We start from the raw sequence: 16,881 nt of genomic DNA on the forward strand, positions 1-16,881 counted from the left end.
CCTTTTGTTTGGCATCGCTCAGCCGGGCGCCCAGGCGCCCGGCGCCAGGCCGGTCCAGCGCTTGAAGGAGCGGCGGAAGTTGGCACCGTCGAAGTAGCCCAGCGCCTGTGCCACGCGGTCGCGCCCCCAGCCGTCAGGCCCCAGCAGATAGACGGCCACATGGACGCGCAGGCGGTCTACCTCGGCCTGGTAGTGCGTGCCGTGGCGAGCCAGGCGGCGCTTGTAGGTGGCTGGGCTCATGCCGCTTTCGGCCGCCAGCGTCTCCAGGCTGGGCGGCTGCGCCACCTGGGCCAGCAGGCGGTCTCCCAGCGCGGCCAGCAGGCCGCGGCGCAGGGCCTGCGGGTCGGCCTGGCGGGCCAGCGCCGCGCTGGCCAGGCCGGGGGCTGCGGGCCAGTGCACATCCGCCTCGGCGCGGGTCAGGCGCATGGCGTCCACCTGGCAGCCGAAGTGCAGGGACGTGCCCAGGTGCACGGCGTGCTGGGCGCGGTCGCGCGGCGCGGTGCGCTCGAAGCTGAAGCGCCACGGTAGGCGCCGGCCGGTGCGCCAGGCGCACAGGCTGGCCACGGCGCTCATGTGCAGGTCCACCACGAAGCCACGCAGCCCGGCGGGCAAGCCGCAGGCCTCGGTCCACACCAGCGTCAGTTCGCGCTCGTCCATCACAAGGCGCGGGGTCAGCAGTGGCGTCAGCCGGCCGGCGTGGCGGCACAGCAGTGTCAGCAACGCCGGCAGGCTGTCGGCTTGCAGCAAGGCCTGGCTGGCCAGGCCGTAGTGGCCGGGCAGCAGCAGGGCGCCCAGCGCGAAGGCGCTGTCCGCGCCTGCGTCGCGCAGCGGGGCCAGCAGTGCGAGCAGTTCGCGCGGCGAGATCAGCGGCTGGGCCGGCCAGGCCACGTCCAGCCCGCGGTGGTGGGCAAACTCGGCCAGTAGCGCGGCATGGTCGGTGGCCGGCAGGCAGGCGGTGTCGATCTCGTAGGGCGCCAGCCCGGCGTCGCTGCCGCCCAGGCCCAGCGGCAGCCAGGCGTCCAGCCGGGCTTGCAGCGCGTCCGCGGCGCAGCTCGTCATAGCGCCTGCAGCAGGTCCAGCAGCAGCTGCTCGGGCGGCTGCGTGCCGCTGGTGGCGCGCAGTGCGTGGCGCACCGGCAGGCGCACGCGGCGGCCGTCGTGCAGGTTCAGCGTCAGCTGGGCGAGGGCGGCCTGCAGTTCGGCGGCCATGCATTCGCCCTCGGCCAGCCCGCAGCCAGGCAGCAGCACGATGAAGCGGTCGCCCGCGTAGCGGCACAGCAGGTCCTGCGGGCGCAGGTTGAGTTGCAGCGTGAGGCTGGCGGCCTCCAACGCGCGGTCGGCGGCCTGCAGGCCCTGCTCACGGGCGAGGTGGGCAAAGCCATCGAAGCCTAGCATCAGCACGCAGCCGCTGCGGCCCAGGCCGCGCTCCAGCGTGATCTGCTGCGCCATGTAGCCGGCGTCGGCCAGTTGGGTGACGCGGTCCACTGCCCTGTGGTCGCGGAAGAAGCGCTCGCGCTGCGCCAGTTGGCGCGCCAGCACGCGCTGCTCCTGGCGCCAGAAGTGCAGGCCCACCGTCAGCGCCAGCATGCCCAGCGGCGTGAGTGCCTCCAGCGCGTTGTCCCACAGCATGTCCTTGGGCAGGCGCCAGACCTCATCCAGCGCATCCACCCATTCGCCCACCAGCATGGCCGCCAGGCCCAGCACCAGCCAGTGCGTCACGCGTCCGGCGGGCCGGCTGGCGCGCACGTACACCAGCCACACGCCCACCATGGTCGCCATGCCGCCCTCGGCCAGCACGTCCGTGCCCTGCCATTGCGCCAGCGGCTTGAGCTCGCCCAGCGTGATGAAGGCCAGCAGTGGCGCCGTCAGCAGCGCGGCCAGCATGGGATAGAGGGCATCGCGGGCCAGCAGCTGCTGCAGCGGCTGGCCGATGGTGGGTGAGGGCAGGGTCCAAGGGCGCATCCGGCCATCGTATGAACGGCGTGTGACAGTGTCGGGACGCTGCGGCAGGGGAGTCGCATCGGCTCACGGTGGGCCGCCTGCTGCGCTGCCGGGCCTGTGTGACAGCTGTGTCAAATGCTCGCCACGCCGCGTCGCGAGCATGCCGGCCATTCACACGACGCCGGACGCTCCGCCATGTCTCACCGCCACCTTCCCCGCCTCGGCCTGCTGGCCGTCTCCATCACCCTGGGCTTTGCCGCTCAGGCCCAGACCAAGACCGAGAACCTCGGCACCATCGTCGTCACCGGCCAGCGCGCCAGCCTGCAGTCGGCGCTGGACAAGCAGCGCAACGCGCAAGGCGTGCTCAGCGTCGTGCATGCCGACGGCATCGGCCAGTTGCCCGACGACAACGCCGCCGAGGCGCTGGCCCGGCTGCCCGGCGTGACGCTGGAGCGCGACCAGGGCGAGGGCCGCTTCGTGCGCGTGCGCGGGCTGGGGTCGGACTACAACACGATCAGCATCAATGGCGCCACAGTGCCGGCCTCCGAGGCCGGCCGCCGCTCGCCGGGCCTGGACGTGGTGCCGGCCGGGCTGATCCGCTCGCTGGAAGTGCACAAGACCCTGACGCCCGACATGGACGCCAGCAGCCTGGGCGGCAGCGTCAGCGTCAACACGCTGACCGCCTTCGACGTGCCGGGCCGCCTGCTCAGCCTGGATCTGGGTGCCAACCATGACACCAACCTGGGCGCCACCAAGCCGCGCCTGGGCCTGACGTTCGCGGATCGCTTCGTCGACGGCAAGCTGGGCTTCGCGGTGTCGGTGTCTCGCGACCAGCGGCGCTTTGCCAGCGACAACGTCGAGACTGGCGGCGCTTGGGACGAGGGCAAGCTGGAGGAGCTGGAGCTGCGCCGCTACGACATCCTGCGCACCCGCACCGGGGCGGCCATGAGCCTGGACTGGCGCCCGGCGCCCGGCCAGCAGCTCTACCTGCGCGGCTTTGCCAGCCGCTTCAGCGACGACGAGCAGCGCCAGGCGCTGGCTGTGGAGTTCGAGGATGCGCAGTCCGTCGGCGCGCTGGGTGACGGCACGGCCGTGCGTGAACTCAAGGCCCGCCGCGAGACGGCCCGCACGGCTTCGCTCGCGCTGGGCGGCCAGCTGGCCGTGACGGGCTGGCTTCTACAGGCCGAGACCGGCCTGGGCCGCGCCGAGGAGCGCACGCCCGAGGGCCTGGCCGGCGCCGCTTTCGAGGCTGACTTCTCCGGCCTGGGCTTCAACGACAGCCGTCGCCCGCTGCTGCAGGGGCCGGCCGGCCTGCGCCAGGCCGGCGCCTACGAGCTGGACGAGGTGGAGATCGAGGACAGCCGCGCCCGCGACCGCGTGCGCCACCTGAAGCTGGACGTGCAGCGCACGCTTGACCTGACCGGCGGCGCAGACCTGACGATCAAGACCGGCGCCAAGGCCACGCGCCGCCACAAGGACAACCAGCAGGAAACCTATGTGCTGGACAGCGACGCGCTCGGCGAGCGCAGCCTGGCCGACGTGAGCGGGGCGGCTGGCGTGAGCTATCCCTGGGGCAGCAGCTTCGGCCCGGCCATGGACGCCGGCAAGCTGCGCGCGCTGTGGCGCTCCCTGAAGCTGGCCGACTACCGCGACGACGAGGACTCGCTGGTGGGTGATGTGGATTTGAAGGAACAGGTCGACGCCTTCTACGCCCAGGCCACCTGGGAGCGCGGCGGCACGCAGCTGCTGGGCGGCGTGCGTCTGGAGCGGGTGCGCTTTCAGGCACGTGGTAACGCGCTGGTGGACGGCGATGTTGCCGCGGTCAGCGTTGACACCCGCAGCACCCACTGGCTGCCGGCGCTGATGCTGCGGCAGGACCTGGGTGGCCAGCTGCTGGCGCGTGCAGCCTTCACCAGCTCGCTGGTGCGGCCCAGCTTCGAGCAGCTGTCGCCCGGCCGCGTGGTGGACGGCGACGAGGCCGAACTTGGCAACCCTAGCCTGAAGCCGCTGCGCTCGCGCAACCTGGACATCGGCCTGGAGCAGGGCCTGGGCCGGGACGGCACGGTGTCGGCGTATGCCTTCAGCAAGCGCATCCGCGACTTCGTGTTCCAGACCGACCTGGCCGGCGCACCGGGCTGGGAGGGCTTCGACCAGGTCAACACCTTCGCCAACGGCGACAGCGCGCGCGTGCACGGCCTGGAACTGGCCTACAACCAGGCGCTGCGCAGCCTGCCAGCGCCGTTCAACAACCTGATTGTCGGCGCCAACGCCAGCCTCGTGCGCTCCAAGGCCCGCGTGGGCGGCTATGACGGCGGCGTGTGGAAGAGCCGCGAGATCAGCCTGCCCAGCCAGTCCGACCGCAGCGTCAACCTCAGCCTGGGCTGGGAAGGGCAGGGCCTGTCGGCGCGCCTCGCGCTGAACCACCAGTCGTCCTACCTGCTGGAAGTGGGCGACGTGTTCGATGCCGCACGCGATCTGCGCGTGGATGGCCAGCAGCGCTTGGACCTGTCGCTGAAGTACAAGCTCAGCCGCCAGCTGGAGCTGAGTGCCGATGTGGCCAACCTGACCAACCAGGCCTACTACGTCTACCAGGCCACGCCTGCGCAGAATGCGCAATACGAGCGTTACGGCCGCAGCATCAAGCTGGGCCTGAAGTGGAGCCTGTTCTGATGCGCCGTTTGTTGCTGACCCTCGCGCTCGGCGCCACCCTGACCGTCGCGCAGAGCGCCGCGCACGCCGAGCGCTTCGAACTCGCCAAGACCGCGCTGGAGCTGCGCGACGACGCCGGCCGCACGCTGGACCGCCACGCGCTGCGTGCCAAGCACATGGACCAGCGCCACGACGACGGCCCGCTGGCCGTGCTGCAGGACGCCGACAGCGGCCGCCTCCAGCTCTGGCGCGCCAGCGCCGGCCGTCTGCAGCGCCAGGCAGAGTGGCCCGCGCCGCCGTTTGACCTCGCGCAGCTGTGCCTGTACCGCGACCCGCAGGGCCTGCTGCAGCTTTTCCTGCTGGGCAAGGAGGGCTTGTCGGCGCAGTGGCTGATCCGTGGCGGCGAGGCGCTGCCGGTGCAGGCGCTGGCCACGCCGCTGGACCCCGGCGGCTGCCGCGTGCGCGACGCCGACGGCCTGCTCTACCTCAGCGAGCCCGGCGTGGGCCTGTGGGCCCAGTCCGCCAACGCCGAGCGCCCGGGCCGGCGCCTGCTGCTGGCGGACAGCGAGTCCGGCGAGAAGGCGCTCAATGCCAAGCTGGATGCGTGGTTGGCCGCTCACCCCGTGGCGCCGCTGCCGGCACCGCACCCGGTGGTGTTGGCTACGGGCCAGACGCAGCCGGTGCGCGAGGCTGGCGATGCCGCGGACGACCCCGCTATCTGGGTGCACCCCACGCGCGGCGCACAGAGCCTGGTGCTGGGCACCGACAAGAAGCGCGGCCTGGCCGTCTACGGGCTGGACGGCCGTGAGCGCCAGTTCCTGCCTGTGGGCCGCATCAACAACGTGGACCTGCGACAGGGCCTGCGCTACGGCGGCCGCCGGCTGGACCTGGCCGTGGCCACGCAGCGCGACGAGGCCGGCCTGGTGCTGTTCGGCATCTCGCTCACTGGTCGCGTCAGCGAGCTGGCGCGCCTGCCCACCGGGCTGGACGACATCTATGGCGTCTGCGTGGGCCGCAATGCCGAAGGCGGGCTGGACGTCTACCCCAACGACAAGGACGGCCGCGTGCTGCGCCTGCGTCTGATGCTGGCCGGCACAACCTGGCAGGCCCGGCCCGTGGCCGAGTACCGCCTGGACAGCCAGCCCGAGGGCTGCGTGGTGGACGAGGCGCACCAGGCGCTGTTCATCGGCGAGGAGAAGCGCGGCGTGTGGCGGCTGGACCTGGCCACGCCGGGCAGCCAGCCGGCGCTGGTCATCACCGCCGGCCCGGGACTGGTGCCGGACGTGGAAGGCCTGGCCATCCACCCCGGGCGCGGCTGGCTGGTGGTGTCGTCGCAGGGCAGCGACTCCTACGCCGTCTACGACATCCGCCCGCCGTTCGCGCAGCGCGGCACGTTCTCCATCGGTGTCAACGCGGCGCTGGGCATTGACGCGGTGTCCGAGACCGACGGCCTGGACCTGACGTCCGCCAACCTCGGCGGCCCGTACAAAGACGGACTGCTCGTCGTGCAGGACGGCCACAAGCGCCTGCCGCACGGGCCGCAGAACTTCAAACTGGTGCCGTGGGCTGCGGTGGAGCAGGCGCTGCGCCACGGTCGCTAGGATGGGCGGCATGAGAATCGTGCCCCTGCTGTTGATCTGCCTGGCGCTGGGCGCCTGCGCCTCGCCCCGCTGGGTGAACCCCAAGACCCCGGGCGCCGACCTGCAGGCCGACCTGGCTGCCTGCGAGAAGGACGTGATGCGCACGGCGCACCTGGAGCAGCGCATGGCGTTGCCTGGCAGCTGCGCCGGCGCGCACTGCGCGGGGCAGGAGGAGCAGCAGCGCCTGCAGGCCACGGCCGGCGCCGTGGCGGCCCACAAGCGCTGCATGACCCTGCGCGGCTGGCGGCAGGATTGAGCGGGCTGGCAGGCCGCCGCCGACCCTGCTAGTCTGCCGCCCGCCAAGGGTGGCGGAACAGGAGCAGTGCGCATGGCGGAGTTGACGGTCAACGGCACGCGGATGTCGTACGAGGCGGAGGCGGACACGCCGCTGCTGTGGGTGCTGCGCGAGCAGCTTCGGCTGACAGGCACCAAGTACGGCTGCGGTGTCGCGCAGTGCGGCGCGTGCACGGTGCACATCGACGGCGCGCCCATGCGCAGCTGCGTGATGCCGGCCTCGGCGCTGACGCCGGCGCAGAAGATCACCACGATCGAGGGCCTGTCGCCCACGGCCAGCCACCCGCTGCAGAAGGCCTGGGATGCGCTGGACGTGCCGCAGTGCGGCTTCTGCCAGAGCGGCATGCTGATGGCCGCCGCGGCGCTGCTGAAGGACAAGCCCAAGCCCACCGATGCCGACATCGACGCGGCCATCACCAACATCTGCCGCTGTGGCACCTACAACCGCGTGCGCGCCGCCATCCATCTGGCTGCCGGCCAGGTGACGCGCAAGCAGATCCCCATCGTCATCGACGGAGGCCAGGCATGAGCGCGACGCTGAATCGACGCGATTTCCTCAGCGCCACCTCGGCCGTTGCCGGCGGGCTGATGGTGGGCTTCCACGTGCCGGGTCTTGCCCAGGCGGGCACGCCCACGCCTGAGCTGAATGCCTGGGTACAGGTGCTGCCGGACGACACCACGCTGATCCGCATCGCCCGCTCCGAGATGGGCCAGGGCACGTTGACCGGCCTGGCCCAGCTGGTGGCCGAGGAGCTGGACTGCGACTGGCACAAGGTCAAGACCGAGTACCCCACGCCGGGCCAGAACCTGGCGCGCAACCGCGTCTGGGGCAGCATGAGTACCGGCGGCAGCCGCGGCGTGCGCGACTCGCACGAGTACGTGCGCAAGGGCGGCGCGCTGGCGCGGGCGCTGCTGATTCAGGCGGCCGCCAACCAGTGGAACGTCTCCGTCGTGGATTGCAGCACCGCGGCCGGCCATGTGCTGCACGCGGGCAAGAAGCTCAGCTACGGAGCGCTGGCTGCCGAGGCGGCCAAGCTGGCGGCGCCGGCAGACATCCAGCTCAAGCCCGCCAAGGACTGGAAGCTAGCCGGTCGGCCGATGAAGCGGCTGGACACGCGCCCCAAGCTCGACGGCTCGCTGATCTACGGCATGGACCTGCAATTGCCAGGGATGCTGAATGCGGCCATCAAGGACTGCCCGGTGTTCGGCGGCAAGCTCAAGAGCTTTGACGCGGCGGCCATCGAGAGCCGCCCGGGCGTGAAGAAGGTCGTCAAGGTGGGCGACACGGCCGTGGCCGTCGTGGCCGACACCTGGTGGCGCGCCAAGACCGCGCTGGACGTGTTGCCCATCGTCTGGGACGAGGGCGCCAACGCGACGCAGAACAGCGCCGATACCGCTGCCGTGCTGAAGGCCGGGCTGGACGCAGACACCGCCGCCGTGGGCAGCAGCCAGGGCGACACGAAGGCCGCGCTGGCCAGCGCGGCGCGGCGTGTGGAGGCGGTCTACGGCTACCCGCACCAGAACCACGCAACGATGGAGGTCATGAACGCCACGGCACTCATCACCCCTGCAAAGCCCGGGACGCCCGAGCGCTGCGAGGTCTGGACGCCCACGCAGAACGGCGAGGCCGCGCTGGCCGCCACCGCCGAGGCAGCCGGCCTGCCGCCGTCGGCCTGCGAGGTCTACAAGCTGCACCTGGGCGGCGGCTTCGGCCGGCGCGGCGCCGTGCACGACTGGGTTCGCCAGGCGGTGCTGATCGCGCGCGAGCTGCCGGGCACGCCGGTCAAGCTCATCTGGAGCCGCGAGGAGGACATGACCCACGGCCGCTATCACCCCGTCACGCAGTGCAAGCTGACGGCCGGGCTGGACGAGGCGGGCAAGCTCACCGCGCTGCACATGCGCATCTCGGGCCAGAGCATCATCGCGGGCATCTTTCCGCAGAACATCCGCGACGGGAAGGATCCTGCCGTGTTCCAGGGCCTGAGCGCCGGCGGCGCCGAGGGCGCGCTGGGCTATGCGGTGCCGAACCTGCTCATCGACCACGCGATGCGCAACCCCACCGTGCCGCCGGGCTTCTGGCGCGGCGTGAACCTGAACCAGAACGCCATCTACCTGGAGTGCTTCCTCGACGAGGTGGCTCATGCCGCCAAGCGCGACCCGCTGACGCTGCGCCGCGAACTGCTGGCCAATTCGCCCAAGCACCTGGCCGTGCTGAACGCGGTGGCGGCCAAGGCCGGCTGGGGTAAGCCTCGTGCTAAGGGACGGCATCTTGGCCTGGCCCAGATCATGGGGTTCGGCAGCTATGTGGCGGCCTGCGCCGAGGTGTCGGTCAACAAGAAAGGCGAGCTCAAGATCCACCGCATCGTGGCCGCCACCGACCCCGGGCATGCGGTCAATCCGCAGCAGATCGCTGCGCAGGTGGAGGGTAGCTTCGTCTACGGGCTGTCGGCCGCGCTGTTCGGCGAGATCACGGTCAAGGACGGCCGCGTGGAGCAGCAGAACTTCAACACCTACCCGATGCTGAAGATGGAGCACATGCCGGCGGTGGAGACTCTCGTCATGCCGTCGGGCGGCTTCTGGGGCGGCGTGGGCGAGCCCACCATCGCGGTGGCCGCGCCGGCCGTGCTGAACGCCATCTTTGCGGCGACGGGCAAGCGCATCCGCGACCTGCCGCTGAGCAAGCACAGCCTCGTGTGATGCAGGCGCTGCTGGCGCTCGTGCTGACGGCCGCCGCGCCTGCCGGCGATGTCGAGCGCGGCCGTGCGCTGCTGGCCGACCGCACGCAGAGCCTATGCCTGCTATGCCACGCGCTGACGTCCGAGGGCGATGCCAACCACGGCAACCTGGCGCCGCCGCTGGCCCAGGCCGCGCAGCTGGGGCCGGCCGCGCTGCGCGAGCGCATCGCCGACATGCGCCGCTTCAACCCGGCCACCGTGATGCCGCCGTTCCGCTCGACTGACGGCCTGCGCGACGTGGCCCCGGTCTGGGCCGGCCGGCCGGTATTGACCGAGCAGCAGCTGGACGACCTCGTGGCCTACCTGGGTACGTTGTCGAAATGAAGCGGCGCGAGTTCGCCCTGGCCGCGTCGGCCTTCGCGCTGCTGCCGACCGCGCAGGCCAGTGACACCGCCATGCACGCCGCCGTCCGCGCCTGGGCCGGCCGCGAGCCTGCGCCCGGGCCGCTGCAGATCGTCATCGCCGAGCTGGTGGAGAACGGCAACGCGGTGCCGGTGCGCGTGGTGGCGGCCGAGCCGGTGGTTGGCCTGGCGCTGTTCACGCCGCTGAACCCCGAGCCCGACGTGCTGCAGGCGAGCTTCGGTGCGGCCGTGGCCCGGCCCGAGTTCGGCACCCGCATGCGGCTGGCGCGCAGCCAGACCATCGTGGCCGTCGCCAAGGCGGCGGACGGCCGTTGCTGGCAGGCCAGCGTGGACGTCGTCGTGACGCTCGCCGCCTGCGTGGAGCCCTGATCGTGAGGCCCTCATGCGTGCTTAGTTCATTGGCCTCCATGGGGGCGCACGGCGGACGCTGATGACAACGAGAGCCGTCATCACGCTGCCTGCTGCCATCCAGGCCGGTGAGGCCTTCGAGGTGCGGGCCACTGTGGCCCACGCGATGGAGACCGGCTACCGCACAGGCGACGATGGCGCCCGCCTGCCGCGCGACCTGGTGCGGCGCTTCGAGTGCCGGCTGGACGGCGAGCTGGTGTTCGCGGCCGACCTGTTCGCGGCCGTGTCGGCCAACCCCTGGGTGTCGTTTTGGCTGCATGCCAGCGGGCCGGGCGAGCTGAGCTTCGTGTGGCGTGGCGACCGCGGCTTCGAGCACCGCGAGACGCGCCGCCTGCCGCTGGCATGACGCGCGCCGGGCTATGGCTGGTGCTGGCACTGACGCTTCCCGCAGCGGCCGACGAGCGCCGGTCCGGCCGCGACACCATGAGCCCCGCGCTGCGAACGCTGCAGACCGATGACGGCCAGCATCCGGCGCAGTTGGCTCTGGCCCTGGGCCGCGAGCTGTGGGGGCAAGGGGCCAGGTCGTGCGCCAGCTGCCACGGCGAGCCCGAGCAGCTGCGCGGCGTGGCGGTGCGTTATCCGGCTTTCGACGCCGGCGCCCGCGCCGTGCTGGACCTGCCGGCCCGCGTGCAGCGCTGCCGCGTGCAGCACCAGCGCCAGCCGGCCTGGGCGCCCGAGGCCGAGCCGCTGTTGGCGTTGACGGCGCTGGTAGCCCAGCAGTCACGCGGCCTGCCGCTGCAGCCGCCGCGCGGCCCCGAGCTGGATCGCGCCGCCGCACAGGGTCAGCAGCTCTACATGACGCGCCTGGGCGCGCTCAACCTGTCGTGCGCCCAATGCCATGACGAGCGCGCCGGGCTGCGCCTGGGCGGCAGCCTGATCCCGCAAGGCCATGTGGACGACTACCCCGTCTACCGGCTGGAGTGGCAGCAGCTGGGCAGCCTGCAGCGCCGGCTGCGTGGTTGTTTCAGCGGGGTGCGGGCCTCCGTGCCGCCCTGGGACGGCGAGGCGCTCATGACGCTGCAGGTCTACCTGGCGCGGCGTTCGGCCGGCCTGCCGGTGCAGCCGCCTGGCGTGCGGCCCTGAGACCTTGCCCTAAGCTAGCCACCAGCAGACAGAGGAGCGTGCATGCGGCGACTGGGGTGCTGGATTCTGATGATGGTCTTGTTGGCGCCGCTGTGCGCCCGGGCCGCCGAGGCCATGGCGGCCGACCTGAGTCTGAACCAGCGCAAGCTGGTGACGCTGCGGGCCACGCTCAAGGGCGAGTCGCCCGCCGAGCGCGCCGAGGCGGCCCAGCAGGCGCTGGCGGCGGCGTTGGCAAGCCCGGCGCCGGATCGCGTTGAGCGCCTGGTCTTGCCCGGCGAGCCGCCGGCGGTGCGGCTGCAGGTCAATGGCATCGCCGTGCTGCACCTCGTGCCCGACGACCTGGGCGGCGCCCATGCCGGCCCCTTGCTGGACGCGGCCGCGCTGGACGCCGAGCGCCGGCTGCGGCAGGCGCTGGCCGAGGCGCGTGAGGCCAGCGACCCCAAGGCCTGGGCCGTGGGTTTGGCCTTTTCACTGCTGGCCAGCGTGGCGGCCGCCGGCCTGCTGTGGGTGCTGGTGTTGCTGCGACGCCAGCTGCTGCGCCGCGCGGTGCGCCAGCTGGGCGCCGGCCCGGCGGGGGCGTCCCGGCCGTGGTGGCAGGTGTCGGGCGAGCATGCGATCGCGGTGCTGCGCGGGCTCGCAGGCTTGGCAAGTTGGTGCGTGGCGCTGGTGGTGCTGGACGTCTGGGTCAGCGTGGTGCTGCGCCAGTTCGCCTGGACGCGGCCCTGGGGCGAGCGCGCGGGCGACTGGCTGCTCACGCAGCTGTTGGATCTGGGCCGCGGGGCGCTAGGCGCTGTGCCTGGCTTGCTGACGGCGGGGCTGATCTTCCTCGTCGCGCGCGGCGCGCTGCGCGTGTTGCGCGGCGTGCTGGAGCGTGTTGAGCGCGGCGAGCTGCAGTTCGCCGGCCTGGACGCCGACACGGCAGGCCCGACCCAGCGGCTGGTCGCGATGGTGGTCTGGCTGTTTGCGCTGGCCATGGCCTATCCCTACCTGCCCGGCGCCAGCACCGAGGCCTTCAAGGGCGTGACGGTGCTGGCCGGCCTGATGGTGTCGCTGGGAGCGTCCGGCGTGGTGGGGCAGCTGATGGCGGGCCTGTCGCTGATGTACTCGCGCTCGTTGCGGGTGGGCGAGTACGTGCGCATCGGCGAGGTGGAGGGCACGGTCACGGCGCTGGGCATGTTCGCCACCCGGCTGCACACGGGGCTGGGCGAGGAGGTGAGCCTGCCCAATGCGGTGGTGTTCGGCCAGCCGGTGCGCAACTTCTCGCGGCTGGTGCAGGACGACGGCCAGTACGTGCTGCACACGCCTGTCACCATCGGATACGCCACGCCGTGGCGCCAGGTGCATGCCATGCTGCTGGAGGCGGCGCGCCGCACGCCCGGCGTGCTGGCGCAGCCGGCGCCCTATGTCGTGCAGACGGCGCTGAGTGACTTCTACGTCGAGTACCGCCTGTGCGCTCAGGGCAGCCGGGCTGCGCCGCAGCGCCGCGCCGAGGCGATGAGCCAGTTGCACGCGCACATCCAGGATGTGTTTAACGAGAACGGCGTGCAGATCATGTCGCCGCATTACCGGTCCGACCCGGTCGATCCTCAGGTGGTGGCAGCCGGGCCTTGGTTCTCGCCGCAATCCGGCCCGCTGCCGCCGCAGGGCTGAGCAGCCATCCCGAGGAAAAGCCCATGCCCGAGTTCCAGGCGCCCGGCGTGTATGTCGAGGAGGTCTCGTTCCGCACCAAGACCATCGAGCCCGTGGGCACGACGCTCACGGGCTTCGTGGGGCCGTGCCGCAGCGGGCCGGTGGCCGGCGTGCCGCCGCTGCTGACCAGCCTAGGCGACTTCGAGCGCCGCTACGGCGATGGCGCGCCTCTGCATTTCGGCGCTCAGACGCTGAGCAACGACCTCTGGCATGCGGTGCGCGTCTTTTTTCTGGAGGGCGGCCAGGCCCTGCACGTGAGCCGCGTGTTCCGCGCTGGGGCGGCTGACGACGGCTGTGCGCGCCTGAGCCTGGGGGCTGATGGCGCCGTGCAGTTGCGCGCCCGCCATCCGGGCGCGGCCGGCAATCTCGGCCTGCGCTTCAGCTTTCGGCTGGGTGCCAGCCTGCTGCAGGCGCAGGCCAGGCCCGATGGCCGCCTGCAGCCCTTGCTCGCGCCTCAGGCGGACGGCGCCCTGGTGTGGCTGCGCACGGCCCGCGTGCCGCAGCCGCCGGGGCCGCTGGCCGCGCGCAACGTCGAGGCGCTGCCGCTGTACCAGGCGCGACGCGATGCCAGCGGCAACTGGTGGCTGCAGGGGGCGCGGGCCGCGCTGCGGCTGGACGACTTCGCGCCGGACCTGATGGCCGGCAGCCGCGATGTGGCCTGTGCGCTGAGCGTCAGCGTCGACGTGCTGGCTGCTGACGGCACGGTGCTGGGCCAGTGGGTGGGCTTGCCGCTGCAGGGGATGCTGGAAGCCTTTGGCGCGGAGACGGCCGTAGATCCGCCGCCGCCCATCGTGATGACGACAACCGGGGCCGCGGGCGAGGCCGCCGGGTTGGACCTGCTGCGCGCGCTGCTGCCGCCGCTGGCGGTGACGCCCGCGGCCTGGGCCGCCGCCGGCCAAGACGAGCTCGCTGCACTGGCGGCTCAACTGGCTGGTGGCGTGACCGCGCGCTTCACACTGGCCGGCGGCCACGATGGGGTGCTGCCCGAGGTGGCCGACTACGTGGGCCATGCGGGCGCGGACGGCCCCACCGGCCTGCTGCCGTTCGAGGCGCTGGCGGACATCGCGCTGGTTGCCGCGCCGGGCGGTGGCAGTCGTGCGGGAGCGCCTGCACGTGACGCGGCCGGCATCGCCCGTGCGCTGATCGACCATGCCGAGCGCATGCGCTACCGCCTTGCCCTGGTGGATGTGCCTCAGGGCCTGGATGTCGGCGCGGTGCGCCGGTTCAGGGCCGGGTTGGACAGCCGCCGCGCGGCGCTCTACCACCCATGGGTGCTTGTGGCTGACCCGCACTCAGGCCAGGCGCTGCAGTTGCCGCCATCCGGCTTCGTTGCCGGCCTCTGCGTGACGGCCGACGATCTGGCCCGCGGCTGGCTGGTGGCGGAGGTGGGCGTGGCTCTGCTGCGGCCGGCAGAGTTCCTGGTCTTTCGCATCCAGCAGCAGGCGGCTGCCGGGGCTGCTTGAGTGGTTCAGCGCTGGCGCTGCTGGCGCTCGCCGAACAAGGCCTCGCGGGCGCGTTCGTCGGTCAGCGGCCGGCGCGCATCGGCCAGCACCGCCACGCCACGCTGCACGGCGGGTCGCTTGGCGATCTCGTCGAACCAGCCCTTGAGGTGCGGGTAGTCGGCCATCTCTACGCCCTGGTTCTTCCACGAGCGCAGCCACGGGAACACGGCGATGTCGGCGATGCTGTAGTCGCGCCCGCCGACGTAGGTGGTGTGCGCCAGCCTCTTGTTGAGCACGCCGTACAGGCGCTGCGCCTCGTGCGTGTAGCGCTCGATGGCGTAGGGCAGCTTCTGCGGCGCGTAAAGGCGGAAGTGGTGAGCCTGGCCCAACATGGGCCCGACGCTGCCCATCTGGAACATCAGCCACTGCAGCACCTCGTACTTGCCCGCTACATCGGCCGGCAGCAGGCGGCTGGTCTTGCCGGCGAGGTAGAGCAGGATGGCGCCGCTCTCGAACAGCGAGATCGGCCGGCCATCGGGGCCGTCGGTGTCGGTGAGGGCAGGGATCTTGTTGTTGGGGCTGAGAGCCAGGAAGTCGGGCGCAAACTGCTCGCCGGCACCGATGTCCACGGGATGCACCCGGTACGCGAGGCCACACTCTTCCAGCATGATGTGAACCTTGTGCCCGTTGGGTGTGGGCCATGAGTAGACTTCGATCATTCATCCCCTCCGTTCCGTACCCAGGCCAGCCTGGCATCCAGCCCGATTCTGTCGACTCATGGTGGTAAAGCAAGTCAAGCACTGGCTCGTGACCCGTGCCAACACCGCACGCTGGCGTCCTATCCTGGACTGGGCCGAGGCGCGTGGGGCCGAGTTCAGCCAAAGCCGTGACGGCCAGGGTTTCCTGATCGAGCAGCCCAATGCCCAGCCCGGCGCCTTGCGCGTGGAGTGGGGGCCGACGCAGCGCAGCTATCTGCAGGGCAACGAACTGCGCATGCGCTGTGAGATGGGCCTGCACCCCGACGTGCAGCTGATGGTGCTGGACCGCGCGCTGATGGAGACGCTGGAGGGTGCCGTCTTCGAGGCCTACACCGACACGCTCAAGACCCGCGTGGACACCGACACGCCGGAAGAGATGCGCTGGCTGGTGATGTTTCCCAAGCTCGGCCAGATGTCGTCGCAGATCGTGCGCCAGCGTTTCGGCGTGGTGGGCGTCACCAAGGACCTGAGCAGCAGCTGGGTGGAGGGCGCGCTCAGCGAGGCGCTGGCGCAGGCCAGCCAGGACCTGCTGCCCGAGGGCCATCCCTTCGTGCTGATGTGCATGCGCGGCAACCTTTACCTGCGCACCGAGATGGCCGAGGCCGAGCTGTCGCGCGTGCAGGCGCTGGTGCGCCTGCTGGAGACGGCCGCGCGCGAGGCGCGGCGCGTGAGTGGGCGGCTGGGCGATGGCGGGGCCTGGCCGACGACGGCGTCGGTGGCCTGGTCGCCGTCGTCGCGGCTGTCAGACGATCACTGAGGCCGCCGGGCCGTTCAAGCCTTCTGCGCAAAGTGCCAGGCCAGCTCGGACAGCGGCCGGGCGCTCTTGGCCGTCTCGCGCGCCTGGGCGCTGGAGGCCGTGCCGTCCACCACGCGCTTGGCGATGCCCTGCACGATGGCTGCGATGCGGAACAGGTTGTAGGCCAGGTAGAAGTTCCAGTCGGCCATGACGGCTCCGGCGTCGGCGCGGCCGGTGCGCTCGCAGTAGCGCTGCACGTAGTTGCGCTCGCTCGGGATGCCCAGCGCGGCCAGGTCCACGCCGCCCAGCCCGCGCGCGGCGCCCGAGGTCTGGATGTGCCAGCTCATGCAGTGGTAGCTGAAGTCGGCCAGCGGGTGGCCCAGCGTGGACAGCTCCCAGTCCAGCACCGCGATGATGCGCGCCTCGGTGGGGTGGAAAACGACGTTGTCCATACGGTAGTCGCCGTGGACGATGCTGACCTCGCCGTTATCGCGCGCCGACGCCGGGATGTGCGCCGGCAGCCAGGCCAGCAGCGCGTCCATCGCCGGGTTGGGCTCGGTGACCGAGGCCAGGTATTGCTTGCTCCAGCGGCCGATCTGGCGCTCGAAGTAGTTGCCCGGCTTGCCGTAGGCCTCCAGCCCGCGGGCCTTGAAGTCGACCTGATGCAGTGCCGCGATGACGCGGTTCATCTCGTCGTAGTGGGCGGCGCGGTCGGCGTTGCCCATGCCGGGCAGGCTCTGGTCCCACAGCACGCGGCCGGGCATGAACTCCATGACGTAGAAGGCGCGGCCGATGACCGATTCGTCCTCGCACAGCGCGCGCATCGCCGGCACGGGCACGCCGGTGCCGGCCAGCGCGCCCATGACCTGGAACTCGCGCTCTATGGCGTGCGCGGATGGCAGCAGCTTGGCCACCGGCGCCGGCTTGCTGCGCATCACGTACTGGGTGGCCGGCGTCGTCAGCAGGTACGTCGGGTTGGACTGGCCGCCCTTGAACTGCTCGATAGCCAGCGGCCCCTTGAACCCGTCGACATGGGCCGCCAGCCAGGCTTCGAGCGCTGCCGTGTCCAGCGGCTGGGCAAGGGGACGGGTGCCGGTGAATGCTTCCATGGGGATCGTTCGTCGAGACGTGAACTTTCCATTCTG

At 71.7% G+C, this 16,881-nt stretch carries 16 protein-coding genes; 12 read left to right on the forward strand and 4 right to left on the reverse strand.

Translation table 11 applies throughout. The features are described from left to right. Positions 1-18: 18 nt before the first annotated feature. Positions 19-1,059 (reverse strand): AraC family transcriptional regulator, encoded by a 1,041-nt coding sequence (locus ACG0Z3_RS10615; RefSeq protein WP_394397455.1) that lies wholly within the window; start codon positions 1,057-1,059, stop codon positions 19-21. Further along, entirely contained in the window at positions 1,056-1,961 is a 906-nt protein-coding gene (locus tag ACG0Z3_RS10620) for a GGDEF domain-containing protein (protein WP_394397456.1), read from the reverse strand. Before ACG0Z3_RS10620 ends, ACG0Z3_RS10615 begins: the two co-directional genes overlap by 4 nt. A 174-nt stretch (positions 1,962-2,135) precedes the next feature. Here ACG0Z3_RS10620 and ACG0Z3_RS10625 point away from each other — a divergent pair, with 174 nt between their 5' ends. The 11 genes from ACG0Z3_RS10625 to ACG0Z3_RS10675 all read left to right on the forward strand — a co-directional run bounded on the left by ACG0Z3_RS10625 (position 2,136) and on the right by ACG0Z3_RS10675 (position 14,263). Then, entirely contained in the window at positions 2,136-4,610 is a 2,475-nt protein-coding gene (locus ACG0Z3_RS10625; protein ID WP_394397457.1) for a TonB-dependent receptor, read from the forward strand. Beyond that, positions 4,610-6,190, forward strand: a complete 1,581-nt coding sequence (locus ACG0Z3_RS10630; RefSeq protein WP_394397458.1) for a phytase — start codon at positions 4,610-4,612, stop codon at positions 6,188-6,190. The genes ACG0Z3_RS10625 and ACG0Z3_RS10630 overlap by 1 nt, the downstream gene beginning before the upstream one ends. Before the next feature lie 10 nt (positions 6,191-6,200). Further along, positions 6,201-6,485 carry a hypothetical protein gene (locus ACG0Z3_RS10635; protein WP_394397459.1) on the forward strand — a complete coding sequence of 95 codons (285 nt, stop codon included), beginning with the start codon at positions 6,201-6,203 and terminating at the stop codon, positions 6,483-6,485. Positions 6,486-6,557: 72 nt separating this feature from the next. Continuing rightward, entirely contained in the window at positions 6,558-7,052 is a 495-nt protein-coding gene (locus ACG0Z3_RS10640) for a (2Fe-2S)-binding protein (RefSeq protein WP_394397460.1), read from the forward strand. Beyond that, positions 7,049-9,220, forward strand: coding sequence for a xanthine dehydrogenase family protein molybdopterin-binding subunit (locus ACG0Z3_RS10645; RefSeq protein WP_394397461.1), 2,172 nt, complete (start codon positions 7,049-7,051; stop codon positions 9,218-9,220). The genes ACG0Z3_RS10640 and ACG0Z3_RS10645 overlap by 4 nt, the downstream gene beginning before the upstream one ends. Next, on the forward strand, positions 9,220-9,582 hold the full coding sequence (gene soxX, locus ACG0Z3_RS10650) for a sulfur oxidation c-type cytochrome SoxX (protein ID WP_394397462.1): 363 nt from the start codon (positions 9,220-9,222) through the stop codon (positions 9,580-9,582). The genes ACG0Z3_RS10645 and soxX overlap by 1 nt, the downstream gene beginning before the upstream one ends. After that, entirely contained in the window at positions 9,579-9,989 is a 411-nt protein-coding gene (locus tag ACG0Z3_RS10655; protein ID WP_394397463.1) for a thiosulfate oxidation carrier protein SoxY, read from the forward strand. The genes soxX and ACG0Z3_RS10655 overlap by 4 nt, the downstream gene beginning before the upstream one ends. Positions 9,990-10,050: 61 nt before the next feature. Continuing rightward, positions 10,051-10,374, forward strand: coding sequence for a thiosulfate oxidation carrier complex protein SoxZ (locus ACG0Z3_RS10660; protein WP_394397464.1), 324 nt, complete (start codon positions 10,051-10,053; stop codon positions 10,372-10,374). Further along, positions 10,371-11,111: a sulfur oxidation c-type cytochrome SoxA gene (soxA, locus tag ACG0Z3_RS10665; protein ID WP_394397465.1), complete on the forward strand. Its 741-nt coding sequence runs from the start codon at positions 10,371-10,373 to the stop codon at positions 11,109-11,111. Before ACG0Z3_RS10660 ends, soxA begins: the two co-directional genes overlap by 4 nt. A gap of 69 nt (positions 11,112-11,180) precedes the next feature. Continuing rightward, on the forward strand, positions 11,181-12,761 hold the full coding sequence (locus tag ACG0Z3_RS10670) for a mechanosensitive ion channel family protein (RefSeq protein WP_394397466.1): 1,581 nt from the start codon (positions 11,181-11,183) through the stop codon (positions 12,759-12,761). Between the two features lie 23 nt (positions 12,762-12,784). Next, positions 12,785-14,263 (forward strand): hypothetical protein, encoded by a 1,479-nt coding sequence (locus ACG0Z3_RS10675; protein ID WP_394397467.1) that lies wholly within the window; start codon positions 12,785-12,787, stop codon positions 14,261-14,263. 5 nt (positions 14,264-14,268) lie between these two features. On the opposite strand, the gene ACG0Z3_RS10680 is transcribed toward ACG0Z3_RS10675, so the two are convergent. Continuing rightward, positions 14,269-14,961 carry a glutathione S-transferase N-terminal domain-containing protein gene (locus ACG0Z3_RS10680; RefSeq protein ID WP_394397468.1) on the reverse strand — a complete coding sequence of 231 codons (693 nt, stop codon included), beginning with the start codon at positions 14,959-14,961 and terminating at the stop codon, positions 14,269-14,271. A 58-nt stretch (positions 14,962-15,019) separates the two neighbouring features. Here ACG0Z3_RS10680 and ACG0Z3_RS10685 point away from each other — a divergent pair, with 58 nt between their 5' ends. After that, positions 15,020-15,757, forward strand: a complete 738-nt coding sequence (locus ACG0Z3_RS10685) for a hypothetical protein (RefSeq protein ID WP_394397469.1) — start codon at positions 15,020-15,022, stop codon at positions 15,755-15,757. A 14-nt stretch (positions 15,758-15,771) separates the two neighbouring features. Here the strand turns inward: ACG0Z3_RS10685 and ACG0Z3_RS10690 are convergent, their stop codons facing one another. After that, positions 15,772-16,845 carry a phosphotransferase gene (locus ACG0Z3_RS10690; RefSeq protein WP_394397470.1) on the reverse strand — a complete coding sequence of 358 codons (1,074 nt, stop codon included), beginning with the start codon at positions 16,843-16,845 and terminating at the stop codon, positions 15,772-15,774. Positions 16,846-16,881: the final 36 nt, after the last annotated feature.

Source organism: Pelomonas margarita (assembly GCF_043555875.1).
GTDB lineage: Bacteria > Pseudomonadota > Gammaproteobacteria > Burkholderiales > Burkholderiaceae_C > Pelomonas > Pelomonas margarita.